General features: G+C 57.4%; 14 protein-coding genes and 1 tRNA gene. 8 read left to right on the forward strand and 7 right to left on the reverse strand.

Annotated features, from left to right (window positions below):
- Positions 1-500 precede the first annotated feature (500 nt).
- From E5K00_RS23215 to E5K00_RS23355, 5 genes are all read right to left on the reverse strand, one after another.
- Positions 501-3,110: a VWA domain-containing protein gene (locus E5K00_RS23215; protein WP_135464401.1), complete on the reverse strand. Its 2,610-nt coding sequence runs from the start codon at positions 3,108-3,110 to the stop codon at positions 501-503.
- Positions 3,111-3,946: 836 nt separating this feature from the next.
- Complete coding sequence (locus E5K00_RS16455) at positions 3,947-4,375, reverse strand: hypothetical protein (RefSeq protein ID WP_135464402.1); 429 nt, start codon at positions 4,373-4,375, stop codon at positions 3,947-3,949.
- Positions 4,376-4,399: 24 nt separating this feature from the next.
- Positions 4,400-4,717: a hypothetical protein gene (locus tag E5K00_RS16460; protein WP_135464403.1), complete on the reverse strand. Its 318-nt coding sequence runs from the start codon at positions 4,715-4,717 to the stop codon at positions 4,400-4,402.
- Positions 4,675-4,866, reverse strand: coding sequence for a hypothetical protein (locus E5K00_RS22865; protein WP_167856868.1), 192 nt, complete (start codon positions 4,864-4,866; stop codon positions 4,675-4,677). Before E5K00_RS22865 ends, E5K00_RS16460 begins: the two co-directional genes overlap by 43 nt.
- Complete coding sequence (locus E5K00_RS23355) at positions 4,823-4,930, reverse strand: type IV toxin-antitoxin system AbiEi family antitoxin (RefSeq protein WP_135464404.1); 108 nt, start codon at positions 4,928-4,930, stop codon at positions 4,823-4,825. Before E5K00_RS23355 ends, E5K00_RS22865 begins: the two co-directional genes overlap by 44 nt.
- Positions 4,931-5,193: 263 nt before the next feature.
- Between E5K00_RS23355 and E5K00_RS16470 the strand changes: the two genes are divergently transcribed.
- From E5K00_RS16470 to E5K00_RS16485, 4 genes are all read left to right on the forward strand, one after another.
- A complete protein-coding gene (locus E5K00_RS16470) occupies positions 5,194-8,280 on the forward strand; it encodes an anti-phage-associated DUF499 domain-containing protein (RefSeq protein WP_135464405.1) in 3,087 nt (1,028 codons plus the stop codon).
- Positions 8,280-8,855 (forward strand): anti-phage-associated DUF3780 domain-containing protein, encoded by a 576-nt coding sequence (locus tag E5K00_RS16475; protein WP_135464406.1) that lies wholly within the window; start codon positions 8,280-8,282, stop codon positions 8,853-8,855. Before E5K00_RS16470 ends, E5K00_RS16475 begins: the two co-directional genes overlap by 1 nt.
- Positions 8,856-8,927: 72 nt before the next feature.
- Entirely contained in the window at positions 8,928-11,984 is a 3,057-nt protein-coding gene (locus tag E5K00_RS16480) for an anti-phage-associated DUF1156 domain-containing protein (protein ID WP_135464407.1), read from the forward strand.
- Between the two features lie 57 nt (positions 11,985-12,041).
- Positions 12,042-14,747, forward strand: a complete 2,706-nt coding sequence (locus E5K00_RS16485) for a phospholipase D-like domain-containing anti-phage protein (RefSeq protein WP_135464408.1) — start codon at positions 12,042-12,044, stop codon at positions 14,745-14,747.
- 231 nt (positions 14,748-14,978) lie between these two features.
- Here the strand turns inward: E5K00_RS16485 and E5K00_RS16490 are convergent.
- Positions 14,979-15,051, reverse strand: a tRNA-Gly gene (locus E5K00_RS16490).
- Between the two features lie 216 nt (positions 15,052-15,267).
- On the opposite strand from E5K00_RS16490, the gene E5K00_RS16495 reads away from it, so the two are divergent.
- The 4 genes from E5K00_RS16495 to E5K00_RS16510 are packed head-to-tail and all read left to right on the forward strand — an operon-like array spanning position 15,268 to position 17,898.
- The gene (locus E5K00_RS16495; protein ID WP_135464409.1) at positions 15,268-15,900 is read left to right on the forward strand and encodes an NAD(P)-dependent oxidoreductase; all 633 of its coding nucleotides are present in this window, start codon (positions 15,268-15,270) and stop codon (positions 15,898-15,900) included.
- 25 nt (positions 15,901-15,925) lie between these two features.
- Positions 15,926-16,165, forward strand: coding sequence for a hypothetical protein (locus E5K00_RS16500; protein ID WP_135464410.1), 240 nt, complete (start codon positions 15,926-15,928; stop codon positions 16,163-16,165).
- 29 nt (positions 16,166-16,194) lie between these two features.
- Entirely contained in the window at positions 16,195-16,731 is a 537-nt protein-coding gene (locus E5K00_RS16505; RefSeq protein WP_135464411.1) for a GNAT family N-acetyltransferase, read from the forward strand.
- A 57-nt stretch (positions 16,732-16,788) separates the two neighbouring features.
- A complete protein-coding gene (locus E5K00_RS16510; protein WP_135464412.1) occupies positions 16,789-17,898 on the forward strand; it encodes a dienelactone hydrolase family protein in 1,110 nt (369 codons plus the stop codon).
- Positions 17,899-18,177: 279 nt separating this feature from the next.
- Here E5K00_RS16510 and E5K00_RS16515 read toward each other — a convergent pair whose 3' ends face one another.
- Positions 18,178-20,379: a B12-binding domain-containing radical SAM protein gene (locus tag E5K00_RS16515; RefSeq protein ID WP_167856927.1), complete on the reverse strand. Its 2,202-nt coding sequence runs from the start codon at positions 20,377-20,379 to the stop codon at positions 18,178-18,180.
- Between the last annotated feature and the right edge of the window lie 14 nt (positions 20,380-20,393).

Genomic DNA, 20,393 nt, shown 5'->3' on the forward strand with positions numbered 1-20,393 from the left:
GGTCGTTTGTTGGAGGGCTTTAGCAGAGGGCCATAGGGGCTGAAAGCGCTGGTTTTTCACCCGCTTTTTATATAACGTTTATTGGAGAGTAATTTCAAACATGAGAGTAGCTATCTATGCCCAGGTGTCAACCCGTGACAAAGGCCAAGACCTCGAGAACCAAGTGCACCAGCTGTGAGCCTTTGCCGAACAGCACGGCACCCTTTACAAAGTGTTCACCGAGGAGGTATCATGAGGAAAGTTCGCCCACTTTGAATTCAAGTAATTGCTGCTGGAGGCTTACCAGAAAAAATATGACCTAGCTGTGTTTTGGCGTCTGGACCGCTTCAGCCGGGAGGGAGCCCTGCCCACACTTAAGTACCTGAAGGAATTACGCGACCACGAGGTGAACTACAGATCTTCCACCGAGCCCTATCTGGACTCGCTTGGCCCCTTTGACGACTTTATCGTGTACAAAAAGCGGCCTTTCCAATAGTGGAGAGTAGGTTTTTATGTGAGGGCTACTTAGCTGGTATAACCTGCTCAATCCACTTTGGGAATTTCTGCATCAGCCTTTCGAGTAAGGTATCATCAGAAACGGTCTGCACATCATTAAGATTGAAGAAGGCTGCATTAGGGGCCATATTAGCCACTTCTTCCAAGAAGTCAAATTTTGCACCTAAGCCAACGAATTGCCAGAAAATAGGTGTAGCGTGATTCGCAGCAAAATGAGCTTTTATCTTGGTATTATTCGCAGCATCGGTGTTTTCACCGTCAGTTATAAGTATTACAAAAACCCCTGCTTTAGCGCTTGAGCCATTAGCGTATTTCTTGTGAATAGCCTCAATCGGAGCGTAGATGTTCGTGCCATCCATGGTGTGTTTCATAACCACTTCCTGCACAAAGGAGGCATGGTTCTGCTCATTTACTTCAGGCAATTGAATGGCCTTCTGTTCGAACAAGAACATGTCTATTTTTTCAGTGGTAGTTAAGCCCTTCGCGGCACCAAAAATCATGTTTATTACCTGCTGAATCTTGCCGGTAGAATAAAGCTTATAACCTTCATGCCCCTGAACACCACTTTCCATCGAGCGCGAATAGTCGAGTGCGAATACTAAAGGCAGATTTTTATAGAACGCGGTCGTTCGCTGAGTGTCAGGTATTGAAATACTTGTGTTGACGGACTGGCGTGGTGGACTTGATAACGGTACGGCTGGTTTATTTGCCGCAGTTATGACACTTGTTGTGGATAGCGGGCTGGTAACGGGTCGGGCAGGCATGCTAGCAGCAGGTTTGGATGTAGATGTAGGCAGTGACGCACCTACTGTGATAGTTGCCGGAGTAACTAGCGTTGGTTGAGGTGGGGTAGGTTTAGGTGTTGGCGGTTGCTGAATAGGTTTTGATGCAGGCATTAATGCGACGGACGAACTTAGGGGAAGAGTTTCCGCTGGAGTAGAGGTTGGTAGGGTTGGCTTAGATACTGCTGGTTCGGTTGCGGCCAATTGCTCTTGTTGAGGAGTTACCGTCAACTGTTTTCGAACGGCCTGTTGCGTTCGAATTGCGTAACTGTCGATTACTGCAGCTGGCGCAACATCTTTCAGTAGTTGGCGAGCATCTTCGTTGCGGTCATCTATTTCAATGGCTTGATTGAGCATTGCCACCAGCCTTTGTGGATCGGCAGTAGGACGGGTCTTGCGCGTGTGGGTAACACGAGACTCAATATCCTTCGACAAATATTCCCGAAAGTTGATGCGCTCGAAGCGGCCCATTTCTTCAGCGGGAAATGGGGTAATGCTCGTAACCGGACTGCCCAAATGTTGCTTGATACGCTCAAATTCTGCTTTGAACGAGGCCAGTGTTGTGGAGCAATCTTGCACTTGTAACACATTCTCCTCGTTACGCAGGTCGGCGTAGTAGGTCCAGTTGTAAGAACCGTTGAACAATACAGCCTCATCAATGAGGCAGAACTTGTGGTGCATCATGGCAGGGTGCTCGCTAAAGTATAGCTTACCGCCTAGCTCAATGAATTTGGAGAATGGCAGCCCAAATTCCCAATTGTTGATATAATCGTTGTTGATAATCAGTTCAACGCTGATGTTCTGCTGCAGCTTTTCGCACAACACTGTGAATAGCTCATCGTGGGTGAACCATGCTACGGCTATCTGGATAGTGGACTGGGCATCGCTTAAGGAATTGAGAAGCGTGGCCTTGATATTCTGGAAATAGGCCTGCAGGATGGGTACAGATGGAGTTGACACGGGCGAAGTAGTACTTGCCAGCAGGACAGCAGGATTCTGCTGACAACGCCCTAAAATATACGTACGCTGTGCTTCCGAACTGTTGGCAAGTTCGCTCAGCAGAACATCGGTATCACAGTAGGGCACTAAGCCCCGCAGCCAAAACTGGAAACGGTAAGCAGGAGCTGCCAGCAGGTAGAATGAGTTCGTCAGGTCGGTCTTGCTACCCTCCGCTAATTCCGCATTCACCTCAATTAATAACAGAGCCTGCTGGAAAGCATCATCATCAGTGATAGCACGAATACCTTCGACCAACACGGGGAATAAGCGGGCGATATAGGCGGGCGAATTTGAGGTGAACAGGTGACGCAGGAATGAACTGCTTTCAACCAGGGGGGGAGTAGTAATGGTTTGTGGTTGAGGGTTGCGAGAAGCAGCCGGTATTTCAGACCGAGAAGCATCTTTCCGCGAAAGCTCGTCACGGAGGTCTGACAAGCTAGTTTCTGCTTGCGCAGTCAGCGTAGTGGCCAAAAACAATTCCAGCTGCGCAAGCAGAACATTTCTAAAAGCTGAAGTAGAGCGATGGATGAGCTGACGGCGACCTGGGGCATCGAGAGCTAGCAAATACTCCTGGAGCTGGGCCGGCTGCGCCAATGAGCAGTTTATAGCATCGAGGCGTTCGCCTTTATCCAGCATTCTGGATATGCTGCTAAAAAAGACCAGCCGCCCGTCAGCCAACTCTGCGACTTGAGCCTTATCCAGCATTTTATTCTGCTGCAAAAATATTTCGCGCGGCAGTCTTCGCTCGATCCAAGCTGTAATATAGTTGCTGCCGTTTTTGCCTTTATTTTGAATGTTGGTTAGCACGCCCAACTGAGTGGTAGAATCAATCATGCTTTAATAAGGGGTGGAAGCGGAGAAGGTTAGGAAAGGGGCAACATGGCTTCGTAGAGGTGCGGCTGATGAAGGCGGTCGATGCGACAGTACATTGAGGAAGTGACTGGCCGAAGTTCAAGGACCGGCCGCATTTCGAGGTATAGGGAAGAAATGCCAACGAGCGGACAAAATGGGACTCACTTTGGCATTTAGACAAAGTCAGACTGACCAAGCGGGCGCTAAGTGTGCTATTTGTAAAAGTGCTAAGCTACCTATAGTCGTCTTTGTGAGCACGGACAGCGCGAATGAAGTTCTCAATAGTACTAAGCATCCGTTGGTGTTCGGCAGCAGATAGTTTGTCCAGGGTTCGGTCTGAGAATAGAACAGTATGCACTTCTCGTATCCTTGTATACTGCCCTTGCTCTCTTAACAAGCTGTACAGCATGTTATTAGTAGTAAAGTGATTGTGCCTCTTTTGTTGAAAATGCTCTGCTTCGCGTTCAGATACAACGCCATCCAATACTGCTTTAATGGCTGGATGACCTAGCTGAAATGTGAAGCTGTTGCCCAAAGCAGCTATTCTCAGAACTTTATTATCAGACCATTCTACGGAAACTTCGCGGTCAAGACGAAGATTAGCTCCCGCTCAGCTTCGTGAATGATGTATAGTAACTGAGCTGTGACTTTGTGAGGATAAATAATCTTCATGTATAAAACGTGGCGGGCTTTAGAGGGCGAGAAAGGTAGAGAGAAGATTCTTGCAGTCAGTAACCGGCTCCTGTACAATTAGAAAGAACGGAGCTAGTTGGCCGGGCGTGATGTTCGACTAGCTGGCCCCATTGCTGTTTTAAGTTCTAAGTGGTAGGCCGGTCTGGTGGCAGCAGCTCACCGGCTAACCCGGTTGCCAACGCCTGCAGCCATTTCTGGCTTTGGCCAACTTTGGAGCTTATTTTATCAGTGGGGCTGATACGCTGGGACATGGCCAGGGCCAGGCGGCTGGTGGTGGTCAAATGGATTTCTGGAATAAGAATGCTGTATAGGAAGGTTCGGAGCGGGGGTGACACGGCGACGAGGGCTTGCAGCTCCTGACCCAGGACGCGGATGCCGACCATCTGCATTAGCTCTTTCTCCTGTGGGTCTTGGGCAATCAGCAGCTCGTAGTGGCGTTCGATGATGTCGGTTTCGATGAGGGCGTGGTAGTGCTGCAAAATCAGGCGCAGGTCGGTGTCGTCTTTGCCGCGCTGCTCGGGGCGGTCGTCCCAGGCCAGCAGTTTTAGGGCCACTAGGCCTGGCAGGGTGACGGCCTGTCAGGTAATCTGCTCGTTTACTTTGACGGGTGTGGCGACGGTCAAAACTTCGGCCAAGCCGACGACCGAAATGCGGCTCAGGCCTTGGCCGGCGACCTGGACGCGGCCTTCCGTGTCGGCAATGCCACCGAAGGGCATTAGGTCTACCTGAATGCTGGTGGGTTCGTGAATCAAGCAGAAGGCGCTGTTGGTGGGGGCGGTGAACTGCTCGTGGGTGACCAGCCAGGCGCGTAGTCGCTCGTACTCGGCCTCGTGGGCAATGAGCACGGCCAAGTCTACGTCGGTGGTGCGGCGGCGTGGGGCAGCGCGTCCAGCCACAAGTCGCGGGCGACGGCTCCGACCAGAAAGAATTCGAGGCCGAGATGCTTAAGTCCGCGGGTTAGCGTGGGCAGCACCCGATTGAGGCCCGATGGGAAGCGCCGCTCAGGAGAGATGGTGGAAATATCGAGCATAGAGTTTCTGGGCAACTTCACGGTTGCGGGCGTCGCCGCTCAGGAGGAGGTCGGCGTACACCAGCAGGGGGGCACGCACTGGCTGGTGGGGTTGTGAAAATTAAGCCTGCACCACTACAAAAAGCAGGGCTAACTGGTCAGGCATGATGCTCAAATAATTGGCCCCTTAGCTTTTAACGATGGTAGTATCGAGTACATACGACTTAAAAGTGGCCGTTCTAATTTGGTTAGTAGTGTGCTGCTGCTTTTCTAGTAGCTTCGTACTTTGATTTGCTGCCAAGACCTGCTTTTTATCTAAAGAAAGCATTTGACTCAGACACTGATTGAATTATAGAATATACCATGAAAACAGTCCGTGATGCCTGTGAGCTGCAAGAAAATGCAACGGCAATCCGAGTAAGCGACCAGGTTGAGCAACTGGACGAATTGATTCAAAGTGAAGGCGATGGCACAACGTTCTTTGCCAAAACCTTCGTGACCCAAGGCATGCTAGACCTGGTGGTCGGCAGTATGGCTCGATTGGCGGGCGCATCGAATCAAGCTATCTTTCACCTGAAGCAAGCCATGGGTGGGGGTAAGACTCACCTGCTTATTGGGCTAGGGCTACTGGCTAAAAATCTGGATTTGCGCCGGAAGTATAGTGCCGGCATCGCGCATATCGAAGGTTTTGGCAGTGCGCGAGTGGCGGCATTTAATGGTCGTAACACGCCCAACGAGTTTTTCTGGGGTGAACTGGCTGGGCAGCTTGGCAAGGCCGATGAATTTCGTAGCTTCTGGGCTGGGGGGCCGAAAGCCCCGGATGAGCGGGATTGGCTAAAGCTATTCGCTGCCGATGAGCCGACACTGATTTTGTTGGATGAATTGCCGCCTTATTTTCATATACTGGACACGCAGCAGACGGGAAACCAAACTGTAGCGGCAATTGCCACACGGGCATTGGCAAATCTGTTGACAGCAGCCAGTAAAAAGAAAAATGTATGCGTAGTAGTGTCTGACTTAGATGCGGCCTATGATACTGGCTCCAAGCTCATTAACACGGCGCTTAGTGATGCACGGAAAGAAGTGGGCAGGGGGGAGCAGAATATTACCCCGGTAGATTTGGCGACCAATGAGGTGTTTGACATCTTACGCAAGCGGCTTTTCAAAAAGCTGCCAGAGCGAGGCGTAATAGACGACGTGGCCAGCGCGTATGCTCGCAAACTGGAAGAAGCCACAAAATCGAAAACAGCAAGCCGGGGGGCCGAGTCTATCGCCGACGAGATAAGCGCGACATACCCATTTCATCCACGGCTCAAGAACCTCGTAGCACTATTTAAGGACAACGAGGATTTCAAGCAAACGCGCGGGTTGATTGAGTTCATATCCAGGTTGCTAAAGTCGGTGTGGGAGCGCAAGGAAAATGATGTGTACCTGATTGGGGCTCAGCATTTCGACCTGGCTTTGCAAGATGTGCGCGACAAGCTGAGTGAGATATCGGGGATGCGCGACGTGATTGCAAAAGACTTGTGGGACGCGCAGTCGTCTGCGCATGCACAGTTGATTGATGCACATGCGGGCAACGAACGGGCTGAGCAGGTAGGAACTTTGGTTTTCGTGGCCAGTCTTTCGACAGCGCACAATGCTGTAAAGGGGCTGACGCGGGAAGAAATGGTGGAGTGTCTGATTTCGCCTCTATCGGAGCCAGCGCAGTTTCTGGAAGCGTTCGACACGCTGGAACGAAGTGCCTGGTATGTGCATCATTCGCCCGAAGCAGAGCGCTATTATTTCAGTAAGCAGGAAAACCTGACCAAGCTGCTGCAAAAATTGGCTACTACTGCGCCGCAGGTGCAGATTGATGGCCTTATCCGGCACCGGCTTGAAGAGATGTATAAGCCGCACCGCAAGAGTGTATATGAAGAGGTATTAGCACTACCGAAGCTTGAAGAGGTAGCCGACAAGCTGCGCCGGGCCAGGGTACTAGCGATTGTCAGCCCTGACTCCAAGATTCCGCCCGAAGCTGTACAACGCTTCTTTGATGGTCTCACGCAGAAAAATAACCTGTGTGTGTTGACCGGGGACAAGTCCACGATGGGCAGCATTGAGAAAGCTGCCCGCGAGCATTATGCTGCAGGAAAGGCGGCCAGCCTCATTGGCAGTAATCACCAGCAGCGGGAAGAACTAGAACGCAAGCAGCAGGACTACGAGCTTGCGTTCACTACCACCGTTCATGCCCTGTTTGACAAGGTATTGTTTCCACGAGGCGGCCAGACGCCAAAGCTACAGGCGAAGCCACTGGATATGAACCGGGAGCCGGGGCAGCCATTTCGGGGCGAGGACCAAATACAAAAGACGCTGGCTTCGGACCCGCTGAAATATTATTCGGAAGTGGAAGCCAACTTCGATGCCATCCGGGAGAAGGCGGAAACGCTGCTCTGGCCCGCCGGGCAAGATGAGGTGCGGCTGTCGGATATGTCGGACCTGTATGCCGAACAAGCGGCAATGAACTGGCTGCCACCTCGGGGCCTGGATGATTTGCGTCGCTTAGCGTATAACCGAGGGGTCTGGGAGGAAATAGGTAGGGACCATCTAACCAAGAAGCCAAAGAAGAAAAAGACTTCGGTGCAGTTTGTGGTAGAGTCTGGCCCGGATGATACCGGGGAGGTGCGCCTGCGCGTCAATCCGCAAAACGCGGGGCCGCGCCCGATTATCTACTACGCGGAGAACGGGCCGGTGAGCGAAAGCAGCCAGCAGCTGCACGACCAGATATTGCCGACTTCGGCGCTGCGGGTGGCTTTTTTGGTGCATGACCCAACGGGGCAATACGACACGGGCGAGCCGGAAGTATGGAAGAACGAGCTGATTATCCGCAACCGGTTGGATGACAGTGCCACACCGCGTACGTTGGAACTGTTTGTGGCTCCCAAGGGGACCATTCGCTACACGCTGGATGGAAGCGAGCCGCGCCACGGAAAGGTGTACGACGAGCCGCTTGTACTAAGCGATGAGGAAGTGAGTGTGTTGGTATTCGCGGAGGCAGAAGACCTGGAGGCGCGTACCACGTTCACGTTTGCGGCCGTCGACAGCGACGGCGTGCGGATTGACCCGGTGAAGCCAGCCAAGCTGGTGACGCACGGGGGCGGGGGCTACCGCCTCGATTCGCGGCAGAAGGCTTTTCAGGCCCTGAAACTGGCTGGCCAACAGGGGGCGACTTTTGAGATTATCCGGCTGAACATCGGGCAAGGCAACAAGGTGGCCGGCGTCACAGTTGGCGAAATAGCTGTGGAAGCGGCTTTTATAGAAAACCTGCTCACGCAGCTGCTAGACAAATTTGATAAGGATGCTCCCGTTGTGCTTACCTTCAACAAGGCGCATTTTGCGAATGGACATGACCTGGAGCAGTTCTCGGCGGAGTTTGGGCTGCCGCTAAAATCAGAAAATATTGAACAGTAATGAGCAAGGAAGCAACCACATTGGGATTTGGGGCACCGGCAACGCACGGGGCGCACACGTTCCGGGTGGAGGTGCCCGCCAGCCGCGCCGAGCCGGTGGTTATCGTGGAGGATTATGGCTACGCGGGCGGGATGGACGGGCGGCCCTTGGAAGCCAGCCGGGTGCGGGTGCGTCGCCCAATATGGACGATAATTGCAGAGGTGGCGCGACAGCATTTTAACGAACGGTTGAAAGCTAAAGGCCACGCCACCGGCCGCTGGACGGTGGGCACGACGCTGGTAGAACGCCACTTGGGGCGGGAACTGTGCGTGCTGGCTTGGGCAGCGGAAAGCGCCAATGAGGTGCAAGCGCACATCATTGGCAACAACTGGCGGGCCTTTCGGCCCGAAGAGCGGTGGTGGCTGTTTATGGAGACCGTGGGCTACGCGGGTGGCATAGACGATGCGCATCGGGGATGGCGGCGGGCACTGTTTTACGCGCTTTCGGACGGGGAGCGGCCCCCGGCCAAGACCAAGGCGTGGCGGCCCCGCGAATCGGACCAGATTTCGCTACTGCTGGAGCCAGACCCGGAATAGTCTTAGAAGCCGCTGGCGACCTGCAAGCGGCTTCTTTTTTGAGTTTACTTATTGGATTTACGACGCAACTAGATGGAAGTGGCCGCAACTGAAAAATTAGAAGTCCGCGCGACGGCACAGCCCGGGGGTGTGGTGCCGGGGGCGCTGGCAAACACGCCCGCGCTGATTGAGCGCTTGATGCCGGTGCAGAAACTGTCGGCCGAGGCATACAAGGAGCAGATGGCCGTACAGGGCAAGACACTGACGGCGCTTGGCTCGTATTGGAAAGGTCGCAAGCCACTCATCCTGAATCGGGCGTGCTTACTGGGCTGCCTGCTGCCGGCCACCGACCAGCCGGCCCGCGACCTAGCCATACTGGAAATGCTGCTGGGCATGGACGACGAGTCGCTGGCGGGCCGGCAAAAGCGGGCGGTGTCGCCGAAGGAAATACTGACCCTGGTGCCGCTCAACCGATTGGAAGACTACTTTGAGGTGCGGCCGGCTGGGGCTTTGCCTGTGGCGGCCCCGGTGAGCGCGCTGCTGCTGGAATTGAACGGGCTGCGGGTAAACTGGCGGGCCGACGTGACGGCACCGGAGCGCCGTCGCTTGGAGGCGGAAGCCCTGGTGCTGCGGGGGCAGCCCTACCGCGAGCGGGTGTCGGCGGCACTGCGGCCCGAAGAGGTAGCGCCCGAGCTGTTGCAGTTGCACATCTGGAAGGAGGTGAACAGCCACCTAGGCACACAGGCCAGCAGCTTGCCCGAACTGGTGGAGCAGTTGGGCATCATGCGCTTCGGGCACCGGCCGCGGGTAGCAGACACATTTTCAGGGTCGGGTCAGATTCCGTTTGAGGCGGCTCGGCTGGGGTGTGATGTGTATGCGTCGGACCTCAACCCAATTGCCTGTATGCTAACGTGGGGGGCATTCAACATCGTAGGTGGTACAGCGTCACAACGGGAGGCGCTGCGCGAGTCGCAGCAAGCGTTGGTGAAGGGGGTGAAGGCCGAAGTAGACCGGCTGGAAGTGGAATCTGACGGACAGGGTTGGCGTGCCAAAGTGTTTTTGTATTGTCTGGAGGCGCGCTGCCCGCAAAGCGGCTGGTTGGTGCCTCTGCTTCCAAAGCTGATAGTGAGCAAAGGCTTCAAGGTGGTAGCTGAACTGGTGCCCGACCCGGAAAATAAGCGTTACAACATAGAACTGCGGCAGCAAGCTACCGTTGCTATGCTAGCTGCTGCTGACAGGGGCACGGTGCGGACAGATGGTAACAGTCGAGAACCTTACTTGTACCACGTAGTAGATGGTAAGGAGTATCGCACGAAAATATCGACGCTGCGCGGTGACTACCGCCGTCCTGATGGCAGCACCGGAAACCGGCTGCGTCAATGGGAGAAATCGGATTTTCAACCCCGGCCCGACGACCTGTACCAAGAGCGGTTGTACGCTGTGCAGTGGGTGCGGCCACGGCAAGGGGATGAGCCGGAAAGGTCAGAGTTTCGGGCTGTGACAGCGGATGATTTAGCACGGGAGCAGAAAGTGGCTCGGTATGTAGCCGAGCATTTAGCCGACTGGCAGGAAAAAGGCTGGATACCAGATATGCGTATTGAGCCTGGTGATAAAACAATTGAGCCAATACGCACCCGTGGGTGGATGTACTGGCATCAGTTGTTCAACGCCAGACAACTGCTAGTAGCGGGTTTTACTAATAGCATGTCAGATGCATTTGGCAAGTTTGCGCTTACTCGAATGCTTAATAAAAATTCCCGTTTGAGTAGATGGGATATAGGTGTTGGAGGTGGTGGTGCAACGCAAGGTGTTTTTGACACACAAGCGATGAACACGCTTTATAACTATGGTACACGAGGAACAGACGCGCTAAGTGACTCTTTCGAGCCTTCTTTCAAGCAATTTTCTATTCTTTCAGAAACCAAGATTAGCAGCCACGCGGCCAATGAAATCAATACGCCCATTGATATTTTCCTGACCGACCCGCCTTATGGGGACGCGGTGAAGTATGAGGAGATACTGGAGTTCTTCATTGCCTGGCTGCGCAAAAGCCCGCCGCCTGAGTTTGCAGATTGGGTATGGGACAGCCGGCGGGCACTGGCCATAAAGGGCGAAGACGAAGCGTTTCGGCGAAGCATGGTGTCAGCCTACGCCCGCATGGCAACCTGCATGCCGGCCAACGGCTTGCAGGTGGTGATGTTCACGCATCAGTCGAGCACTATTTGGGCCGACATGGCCAACATCGTGTGGGCGGCGGGCCTACAAGCCACGGCCGCTTGGTATGTGGTGACGGAAACCGATAGTGCCCTGCGGGCGGGGTCTTACGTGAAGGGTACGGTGCTACTGGTGCTGCGCAAGCGCGAAGAAAACTTGCGCATCACCCGCGATGACCTAGCGTATGAGATACAAGACGAAGTAGAAGAGCAGGTGCGGCAACTTACAGGCCTCAACCAGCAGGTGATGGGCCGGCAGCGGGCCGAAAACGTGTTTGAGGATGCCGACATCCAGATGGCCGGCTACGCGGCGGCCTTGCGTGTGCTAACGCGCTATTCCGTAATAGACGGGCGGGACATGACCACTGAGGCTGCCCGCCCCCGGGTGCGAAATCAGGAGACTTTTGTCGACAGCCTAATCAAGTTTGCTGTGGATACGGCCAACCAATGCCTAGTGCCGCAAGGAATCAGCGCCGGGCACTGGAAGCAGCTGAACGGAGCCGAACGGTTTTACTTGAAGATGCTGGACCTAGAAGACCGGGACGTGAAGACGCTGGATAACTACCAGAACTTTGCCAAGGCATTTAAGGTAAGGGACTACCAGGTGCTACTAGCCAGCCTGAAAGCCAACGATGCCCGCCTGCGCAGTGCGAGCGAAATGGGCCGGGCCGAGATGAGCGAAGGGGCAGAGCTATATGGCACGGTGCTGCGAGCGGTGCTGTATGCATTGATGCAGCTGGAGCGGGACGAAGACGGAGCTATCGTGCAAGCGCAGCTGACCCACAATATTCCGACCTACTACGCCGACCTGACCCAACGGGAACTGGCTATCGAACTGGCTGGCTACCTAGCCCGGCATCTGGCTCGTCGGCGGCCTGAAGAGGCCAAGGCAGCACGCATCCTGCGGGAGCTGCTTACACACCAGCAACTCGGCTAGTAAATCACAGACTGTATTCTGAATTAACGGGCGAAAGCGGCCCTCTACCTCAACTTTATGCTTCAACGGTTTTCATCGCGGCGCGAGCGGCTTGACCACGCTTTTTTGCGGGAGCGGCTGCGAGGGGCTACTTCGTACAAACGAATTGCGGGGTACTTCCGCTCGTCGATATTTGAACTGGTAGGGGAAGAAATTGCTGATATTGGGCAGGTGCAGATTCTGTGTAACAGCGAGCTGGACGCGGACGACGTGGTGGTGTCGAAGCATGTGCGGGAAACGGCCTTGCAAGCTCGCTGGAACGAAGTGCCGTCAGAAATAGAAGCACTGCTTCACCGTGAGCGTTACCGTCGGCTGTACGAACTGCTGAGCAACGGCAATGTAGAAATCAGGGTGGTACCGCAAGACCAGGTATTCATACATGGAAAAGCAGGTGTAATTACGCGGGCTGATGGCAGCAAAACCAGCTTCATAGGCTCGGCAAATGAAACGCGGCGGGCGTTTGCGCACAACTACGAGTTGCTGTGGGAAGATGAATCGCCGGAAGCCGTGGCATGGGTAGAGGAAGAATTTGAAGCCTTGTGGGCCAATGCATACTCGCTGCCGGATGCCATTATTCAGGAAATAAATCGGGTAGCTAACCGGGTAGAAATTCGTTTTGAACAGGTAAAGGCACGCGACCTCCCTGCGGCGGCGCTGGCCGAAAGTCCAATATACCGGGGCGGCGAGCAATTACAGCCTTGGCAGCGTTCGTTTGTGACGATGTTTCTGGAGCACCGGGAAACCTATGGCAAGGCCCGGCTGCTGCTGGCCGATGAGGTAGGCGTGGGCAAAACGCTGTCGCTGGCAGCCAGCGCCATGCTGGCCGCACTGCTGGACGACGGGCCGGTGCTGATATTATGCCCTTCGACGCTGACGCGGCAATGGCAGGTGGAGCTAACCGACAAGCTGGGCATTCCGAGTGCAGTATGGTCGTCAAGCCGGAAGGCCTGGCTGGACCCGAAGGAGCATGTCATCAAAACCCGTGGGGCAGAAGACGTGGCGAACTGCCCGTTTCGCATTGCAATTGTCTCGACGGGACTGCTGTTTCACCAGTCGGCTGAGTGCGAATATTTGCTGCGCCGCAAGTATGGAACCGTCGTGCTCGATGAGGCCCACCGGGCACGTCGGCGCGGCGGGATGGGGGCAGATGGTAGTCAGGCCAATAATCTGCTCCGGTTTATGCTTCAGATTGGGCCGCGCACCCGGCACTTGCTGCTTGGTACTGCCACGCCGATGCAAACGGAAGTTAGTGAGTTGTGGGACTTGCTCGAAATACTGAATAACGGAGCCGACTTTGTGTTGGGTCGCCCGCCGGTGAGCCGCTGGGGCAACTGGCAGGAGGCGCTGCCCGTGGTGAAAGGAGATGTTAATCCAACAACTGGCCGCGATGCTTGGGAATGGATACGCACCCCTCTGCCACCCGGCCGGGAAAACTCATTGTTTGCCCAACTGCGGTGGGACCTGAATGTGCCTGATAAGGAGTTCTTTTCGGCCACAGGCTACGGTTCTTTGGAGTACATGACACAACAGGCGCTAGGGGATGCGTTGTTACCTGGCTTTCTGCGCGAGCATAATCCGCTGCTGCGCCACATCGTGCTACGCCGCCGTCAAACACTGGAAGAAGCGGGTCTTTTGCAGCGGGTAGGTGTGGTGGTGCATCCCGAACCGAATGCGCCCGTGACGGCCTACCTGGGTGTGAGCTTTGATGGGTTGGGCTTGCTGACCAACCACCCGTTTGATTTGGCCTATCAAGCAGCTGAGGAGTTTACTAAGGAACTGCAAAAGCGAACAAGTGCAGCGGGCTTTCTTAAAAGCCTGCTGCTACAGCGCATCTGCTCCAGCTTCGCGGCTGGCCGGCTGACGGCCGAACGGATGCTACAACGAGAGCAGGTAGGGGAGGAAGACGACCCCGATAGCCCGGCAACCGAAGCCACTCTTGGAACACTTACGCCGGCCGAAGCACAGCATTTACACACGATAGTGAATGAATTGAGCCGGCCCGAAGCCCGTGACCCAAAGCTGAATGCGGTGCGCTATTTCCTGACTTCGCATCGAACAGACGGCAAGACCTGGCTAGAGCACGGTTGCATCGTCTTCAGCCAATACTACGACACTGCCACCTACATCGGCTCGGAACTGGCCAAACTGCTGCCGAATGAGCCGATTGGCGTGTATGCGGGGGCGGGCAAAAGCGGCATTTTCCGCGGCGGCGACTTTGCAGCCGTTGAGCGGGAAGACATAAAGGGCGCAGTAAAGGAGCGTACTATCCGACTGGTGGTAGCTACCGATGCCGCTTGCGAAGGCTTGAACCTGCAAACGCTAGGGACACTTATCAACGTGGACTTGCCTTGGAACCCATCGCGCCTGGAGCAGCGGCTAGGTAGAATCAAGCGCTTTGGGCAAGCTCGTAATACTGTGGACATGCTAAATCTGGTTTACCATGGATCGCAGGATGAACAGGTGTACCGGGTTCTATCGCAGCGAATGCGGAACCGCTACGATATTTTCGGGGGGCTTCCTGACACAATTGAAGACGACTGGATAGAAAACATTGAGAAGTTGGACGAACGCATGAACGAGTACATGCACCTGCGGCAAAGTGCCCGAGACGTGTTTGAGCTACGCTACCAAAGCACCGTAGACCCGGAAGCTGAACGCTGGGAACGGTGCGCCCAAGTGCTAGCTCGGCGCGATGTAGTGGACCGACTGTCAGCGCCGTGGTAGTTGGTCTTAATTTGATAGTTTGTTTCGATGGTTGGGTGATGACTGCACAATTCGTGACCGGTTAGCTTACCAGTTCATAGGAAAAGGATAAAAGACAAGAAGCAGTATCTCGGGCTAGCCCAAAAAAACAATAAATAAAGTGACCACATGCGTTATGCTTGTTTAAACCAACGTTTAAACCAAAAGCAAATCAGCCACCCAGACTTACGTCTAAGTGGCTGATTTACAATGAGCGAGAAACGAGGCTCGAACTCGCGACCCTCAGCTTGGGAAGCTGATGCTCTACCAACTGAGCTACTCTCGCGTGGGGGTTGGTACTGGCAAAAGTAAGCAGCATTCGGCAAACTAGGTATCCACCCGGAATATATTTCTGCTTGAGAAAATTTGGTCCAGGGGCGGTGGGGCCGGGCGGAAGCGGACAACCCACGTGCGGGCACGACTCAATGACAGTCAATCCGTATGAGGGAAGGAATCGGCGGCACCAGGGCCGTGCGGACGTTCCGACTTTATTCTCCCACCCATGAAAATACTCGTTTTTGGTGCTTCCGGCGCTACTGGCCGCCAACTGGTGCAGCAGGCCCTCGACCAGCAGTTCAGCGTCACGGCCTTTGTGCGCGACCCGGCCAAGCTGCCCCTTAAGCATCCCAATCTGCGGGTGGTGCAGGGCGACGTACTCCGGCCCGACACCCTGGAAAAGGCCGTGCCGGGCCACGATGCCGTGCTGCTGGCGCTGGGCGTGAAGAAAAACCAGTCGGGCGACACCACGCTGTCCGACGGCACCCAGAACATCATCGAGAGCATGCAGCGCCACGGGGTGCGGCGGCTGATTTGTGAGTCGTCGTTGGGGGTGGGCAGCAGCAAGAACGAGTCGGGGTTTCTGTTCGGCAAAATCATTGCCCCGCTGTTTCTGAAGCACATTATGGCCGACAAAGAGCGACAGGAAGCCCTGGTGCAGCACAGCGGGCTGGAGTGGACCATCGTGCGGCCCGCCGGCCTGACCAATGGCAAGGCCACGGGCGGCTACAAAATTGCCCTCAGCTTCGCTAATGCCAAGATCAAAGGCCGGGTTGCCCGGGCTGATGTCGCGCAGTTTATGCTCCAGCAGCTCTCGACCGACGCTTTCGTGGGCCGGGCCGTCGGAATTTCGTATTAAGTTTGACCTCCCAACCCGCTTCGTCATGGCATATCCTCCTTCCGGCCGCCACTCTACTACCAGCACCCTCTACATGGTGGCCGGCGTGCTGCTGCTGGTGGCGCTGGCCCTGCGCACCCCCGATTTGTACCGGGCCTGGCAAACCGGCGAGCTGACCACCGCCCGGGCCGGCCTGACGCTGGTGTTTCTGGTCGGGGCGTTGTTTATGCTGCGCATGGGGTGGCGCCTGCGCCGCAACAACCGGCAAAACGACGTTATCGACTAGCCGCGCCGCTTTTCCGCTTCTGCATTTATATGTCTTCTCCGCTTCGCATTTCCGTTGCCAAACGCACGCCGGCCGTTGCTGCCCAACTGGCCGAGCTGGGCCGCCAGACCTTCCACGATACCTTCGCCGCCGACAACAAGCCCGAGGACATGGCCGAGTTTCTGGCCGCCACCTTCGGCCAGGAAAAGCAGCTGGCCGAGCTGAACGACCCGCACACCACGTTTCTGCTGGCTTACATGCAGCAGCAGCCCGTGGGCTACGCCAAGCTGCGCCTGGGCTCGACGCTGGGCCTGGAAGACGGCAAGCCGGCGGACGGGCGGTTGGAAATAGAGCGCCTCTACGTGCAGCAGGACTGGATTGGCACCGGCCTGGGCGCCGCCCTGATGCGCCGCGCCATCGAGGAAGCACGCCAGCACAACTGCCGCACGGTGGTGCTGGGCGTGTGGGAGCGAAATGAGCCTGCCATTGCCTTCTACCGCCGCTTCGGCTTCCGCGAAGTCGGGCAGCATGCGTTCCGGGTGGGGCAGGATGTGCAAACCGACCTTATTTTGCGCAAAGGGCTGTAGGCGTCCCACATTCGCGGCGGGCATTACCTTTGTGGCTCAGCACTTCCTTCGCCTCTCGTGAGAATATCCCCGCTCGTTGCCTTTCGCCTTTTCCCGCGCCACTCCTGGCTGCTCTGCGGGTTGGCGGCAGGTCTGCTGAGCGGCTGCTCTTCCGAAGGCACCCAGACCACGACGCTGCCGCTGCCCGTCGGCCACTACGAGGGGCCCATCAGCTACCAGGGCACCGAGGTGCGGGTGGCGCTGGACCTGCGGGAGGAAGCACCGGGTAAGCTGGCCGCCGACCTCCACTTTCCGGCGCTGGGCGGCCTGAGCTTTGCCGCCGCCAATGTGCGCTACCAGGAGCCCCAGCTGATGCTGGAACAGCCCGGCACGGCCAGCAAGATTGCTGTGCATGCCATCCGGGAGGGCGACTTTCTGCGCGGCGTCTTCACGCTCGATAGTATAAAAGCGGAGTTTGTGTGGGTGCGGCGCGGGCAGGCGGCCCCGCGGGCCTACCAGCAAAAGCCCCTCGCGCTGCAAGCCAACGGCCGAGCCCGGCGCCTGCTGCTGCTGATACCCACTGATACGCTGAGCCGGCATCCGGCGGTAGCCTTGGTGGCCGATGCCGCGTCGGCGGCTACGGCGGCGGCCCGCGCCGATTTGCTGGCCCGCCAGGGCTTTCTGGCCGTGGTGGTGCCCGTCGGTACCGTGCCCGAGGGCGACTCCACCGAGCTGCGCAACGTGGCCGCGACGTTCCAGGCCCTGCGCCGCCACGCCGCCGTCGACTCGGCCCGGGTGGGGCTGTGGCTGCGCGGCCCCAATGCCGTGCGGGTGGTAGAAACCGTGGGACTGATGACGCCCGCTCCCGGCTTTATGGTATTGGAAAACGTGGAGGCTACCGCCGCCGCCGAGGCCCAGCCGTTTCAGCAGCTGAGCAAGCTCCGCATTCCGACCCTGGCCTTGTACGCGGCCAACGACACCAGCCTGAACGCCCGCGACAGTGCCCGGCGGCTGCGCGCGGCCGTGGGCGCGCGCGGCGGCTCGCAGGTGCGCGTCATTCCCCAGGCCACCGCCGACTTCCTCGTACCCGGCCGCCTGAGCCCGGATGGTAAATGGACCTGGCCCCAGCCCGCCCCCGGCTTCGCCGAAACCCTGCTGCCGTGGCTGCGCCAGCGCGCCGCCCGCTAAGCTGATAACCAGCCGCCACCCGGCCCGAAGCTCCAGCTACCCCACCCGAAGCGCCGCGCACAGCGCCCGAAGCCGCAGGCACAGCACCCGAAGCCTCGTACACAGCATCCGAAGAGGTAAGCACAACGCCCGAAGTTCCAGCCATACCGACCGAAGCGCCGACCACAACGACCGAAGAGGCATCCCATAGCTATTTGAAGGCTTAGGGGCTCTTTTCCAGGGTTTTGGTCGGGGAGGGCGCGGCTTCGGGCGGCCCGGTAACTAATTGGAGCGGTGCTCTTAGAGAATCAGCAGGCCCTTCTCGCGCAGCTGCTGCCAGGCCGGCGAGGCCAGGAAGGCTTCGAAGCTTAGGCCGGCCGCGCTGGCCGGGAAGGTGGCGGCGGCTTCTTTCAGCAGCACTTTCGTGTCGTAATCGGTGCTGAGGGTGGTGAGCAACTGGTGCAGCCAGGCCCCGATGGGCGCCTGGGTTTTCACTTCGAAATCTTCGGCCTGCTCGTAGAACGTCAGCACGGCCCGCTGGCCCTTCTTGTGCTCGGTGTAGCCTAGCTCGGGCACGTTGCCCAGCCAGAACAGGCGCTGGTTCTGCTTAACGAAATCCGGCTTGCCAGGGTCCTGCAACGCCTGCTGGATCAGGTGGCGCGGCACTTTTGCATGCGGCGTTTTGAAGTCGAACCAGAAGCTCAGGGGCTCTTCCAGCGCCACGCCGTGCATGTAGTTGTAAAGGGCTTTGGCCAGGCCGGGGCCGAACTTTTCGTGGTTGGTGCCGGTGGGGTCGTCGTGCCACAGGTCGTTCCAGGCGAAGTCGCCGGGCTCGGGGCCGATGGGCACCACCTGGTACTTGGCCGGGTTTTTTCCCACGGGCGAGTGGGCCGTCATGGCGAAGCGGTGCCAGTAGCCGCTCTGCACGATGCCCGCCCCGAAGAGCTGGCGCACCACTTCCAGCGCGTCCACGGTTTCCTGGGTGGTCTGGGTCGGGAAGCCGTACATCAGGTAGGCGTGCACCATGATGCCGGCCTGGGTGAAGCCGTCCGTCACGCGGGCCACCTGGGCAATGGTGACGCCCTTTTCCATCAAAGCCAGCAGCCGGTCGGAAGCTACTTCCAGCCCGCCGCTCACGGCAATGCAGCCCGAGGCGGCCAGCAGCCGGCACAAATCGGGCGAAAAGGTTTTCTCGAAGCGGATGTTGCCCCACCAAGTAATCTTCACCTGCCGCTTGAGCAGCTCCACGGCCAGGTCGCGCAGGGCCAGGGGCGGGGCGGCTTCGTCCACGAAGTGAAAGCCGGTCTGCCCGGTCTGGGCCACAATCTGCTCAATCCGGTCGACGAGCAAGGTGGCCGGGGCCGTTTCGTAGCGCGAAATGTAGTCGAGCGTCACGTCGCAGAACGAGCAGCGCTTCCAGTAGCAGCCGTGGGCAATGGTGAGCTTGTTCCAGCGCCCGTCGCTCCAGAGCCGGTGCATGGGGTTCAGCACCTCAATCACCGACAGGTACTCGCTCAGCGGCAGGTCGCTGTAGTCGGGCGTGCCCACCTCGGTGTGCGGCACGTCGGGGTGCGGATGGTTGATGTATTCGACCACACCGGCCGCGTTGCGCAGGAAGGTGCGCTGCAAATCGGCCGTCGTGAGGGTGCCGCGCAAGTATTCCAGCAGGCGCAGCCAGGGTCCTTCACCGTCGTCGAGGGTCAGGAAGTCGATGTAGTCGAAAAAGCGCGGCTCCCGGATCTGGCGCAACTCGGTGTTGGGGTAGCCGCCGCCCATCAGGGTTTTGGCCTGGGGCCGCAGCTCTTTTACCCGGCCGGCCAGGCGCAGGGCCCCGTAGAGGTTGCCGGGAAAGGGCACCGAGAAGCCCACCACGTCGGGCGCGGTGCGGGCCACCAGCTCGTCGAGCAGCTCCAGCAGCATCTGGTCGAGCAGGTTGGGTGGGGTTTGCAGGGCCTCGTGCATGGCGTCGAACGAGGTGGCCGACATGCCCAGCCGCTCGGCGTAGCGCGAGAAGCCAAACTGCGGCCCCACGGTTTCCTTGATCAGGTCGCCGAGGTCTTCCAGGTAAAGCGTAGCCAGGTGCCGGGCCTGGTCGGTGAGGCCCAGGGTGCCGAAAGCGGCTTCCAGGTCGGCAATGTTGTCGAAGCGGGCCGCCTCGGGCAAAAACCGGCTGTGGCAGATGCGCGGGGCCAGGGTGTTGTCCTTGTTCTGCAAAAACCGGATAACCGGCCCAATGGTGGCCAGGTAGCTGCGCTGCAGCCGCACCATGCGCCGGGCATTGTCGCTCAGCTCGAACCCGCCGGCCTCAATGGCGGCAAATACCCGCCGCAATCCGCTTTGCGAAAACAGCCGCAGCACCAGCTCCAGGCCCAGGTCGGCCTGCGCGACGTGGTAGCCGCGCCCGGTCAGGAACCCCTTGATGTAGGGCGTGGCCGGATACGGCGTATTCAGCTGGGTAAGCGGCGGGGTAATGAGCAGGATGCGGGGAGACGATGTAGGCACGGCAGCAACAACCG

This window comes from Hymenobacter aquaticus, from assembly GCF_004765605.1.
GTDB classification, from domain to species: Bacteria; Bacteroidota; Bacteroidia; order Cytophagales; family Hymenobacteraceae; genus Hymenobacter; species Hymenobacter aquaticus.